Source organism: Mesorhizobium sp. M7A.F.Ca.ET.027.02.1.1 (assembly GCF_004022985.1).
Lineage (GTDB): Bacteria > Pseudomonadota > Alphaproteobacteria > Rhizobiales > Rhizobiaceae > Mesorhizobium.
The window spans coordinates 1-2,080 of the sequence record NZ_RZOL01000651.1 but is presented as its reverse complement, the minus strand read 5'-3'; the positions used below and the strand labels follow the sequence as shown (position 1 = coordinate 2,080).

Annotated in this window: 2 protein-coding genes; both read right to left on the bottom strand. The window is 64.9% G+C overall.

Going from position 1 to position 2,080, the window contains the following annotated elements:
- Window positions 1-84 precede the first annotated feature (84 nt).
- The gene (locus EN749_RS34705) at window positions 85-1,332 is read right to left on the bottom strand and encodes a sugar ABC transporter substrate-binding protein (protein ID WP_127383389.1); all 1,248 of its coding nucleotides are present in this window, start codon (window positions 1,330-1,332) and stop codon (window positions 85-87) included.
- A gap of 63 nt (window positions 1,333-1,395) precedes the next feature.
- The coding region (locus EN749_RS34700; protein WP_145991146.1) for a substrate-binding domain-containing protein at window positions 1,396-2,080 on the bottom strand (685 nt) is incomplete at its 5' end.

The window sequence follows — 2,080 nt, the reverse complement described above, 5'->3', positions numbered from 1 at the left end:
ACATCAAGAAACGTCGAGCACTGCGGTGGCGACCCCACCCGGACCTGCGGTCCGACCTCCCCTCAAGGGGGAGGTGAGGTTGGGCTATTTCTGCGGCGCCTGGTCGATGATCGACTGCATCGTCTCTTGTGCGTTCGCGATCGCACCGTCGACATCGTCGCCGAAGAAGACCTCGTTGATCATCTGCGTCCAAGGCCCGTTGGCGGAGTTGATCAGGTCGTTGAACACCACCGAATAGGGCGTCTTGCCCTTGGCCATGGCCTCGGCGGCGACCTGGTAGCGCGGATCGAGATCCTTCAGCGCTTCCTTGGCGATGTCGCCGCGCACCGGCAGGCTGCCGTATTTGGCGAGGATGGTCTGGCCTTCGAGCGAATAGGCGAAGTCGAGGAACTCCTTCACCACGGGCAATTTCGTGGTGCCCTTGGTGACGACGAAATTGTCGCCGCCGGCAAAGGACGACCAGCCGCTGTCCTTGCCCGGCAGGAAGGTGACGCCGTAGTCGATATCGGGATACTGGGTGTTGAGCGCACCGATGGCGAAGGCGCCGGACGGCGAGATGCCGATATTGCCGGCGGCGAAGGCGGCAAAGAAGTTGGCGCCGGTGTCGGTCTGCGCACCTGCCGGGACCAGGTCTTTCTTGACCATCGAGCGGTAGAGATCGATGGCGCCGCGCAGCTGTGGGCTGTCCAGCGTCGCCTTCGAGCCGTCTTCGCTCAGGATGTCGCCGCCAGACGCCCAGATCAGCGGCGTGAAGGTGAAGATGTTGCAGCCGCCGCAATTGCCGGAGAAGTAGAAGCCCTTGATGTTGCCGCCGAGCGCATTGACCTTCTCGGCATCGGCCGCGATCTCGGCCCAGTTGGCTGGTCCTTTTTCGGGGTCGAGGCCGGCCTGCTTGAACAGCTTCTTGTTCCAGATCAGCACCGAGGCGTCGGCGGAGAAGGGCAGGCCATAGATGTGATCCTTGTAGGTGCCGGTCTTCACATGCGCCGGCGACAGGCTGGCAAAATAGGGCAGGGACTTTGCCCAGTCGGTAATGTCCTCCAATTGGCCGGCTGCGGCGAAGGAGGGCGTGTAGATCAAGTCGAGCGACAGCGCGTCGGGCGCCGTGCCGCCGGCGGCCGCGGCGCCGTATTTTGGGATGATCTCGGCATTGGGAATGATGTCGAGTTTGACCTGGTTGGTGTGCGCCTTGTTGTAGGCATCGACGATCCTCGGCATGAAATTCGAGCCGTCGGCGCGCACCCAGATGTTGGCCGTCTCGGCGGCGGCAGTGCCGAGACCGCCACCCAGAACGGCAGCGGCCAGGGTCAGTTTGGCAATCAGGTTCCTCATGTTCTCCTCCTCCAAGGTTGGCCGCGGTCCGCGGCTTGGCGCCGATTGCGCGGCGCTTCGTTTTCAGCCACCCGGCGGATGGCCGCATGACTGCCGCACCACCAGCCGGCACGGCAGTTTTCGAATGCCCGGCGCGGCGGGCTTGCCGCCGACCAGCGAAAGCAGGGTCAACCCGGCCTCGCGCCCGAGCGCGACAAGGTTCATGTCGACAGAGGTCAGCGGCGGGCGCGTCGCCTCGGCCACGATCTCCCAATTGTCGAAACCGATGACGCCGACATCACTGGGGACGTCGAGGCCGCGTTCGCGCAGCGCATCGATGACGCCGCGCGCGATCTGGTCGTTGCCGCAGAAGACCGCGTCCGGCCTTTCGCTTTTGCCGTCGAACAGTTGCGCAACCGCCTGGTGACCCCAGGCTTCCGACCAGGAGCCGAGCAGCGGCTCGCTGACCGTCAGGCCGTTTTCGACGAGCACGTCGCGGTAAGCCTGGACGCGCGCGTGCACCACGGCAAAGCTCGCCGGCCCGGTGACGTGGGCGATGCGCTTGCGGCCCAGCCGGCAGAAATGCTCGACGGCCAGCCGGGCGCCGCTAACATCGTCCGAGACGAAGGCGACGGCGTCGGGATCTGGCTGCGTGAAGGCATAGATCACCGGGACGCGCAGATTGGAGAGGTCGACGGGCAGATGGCGATCGATGCGCTTGCCGGTGGCGATGATGCCATCAACGCGCTGGTCGAGCATGGCGTCGACA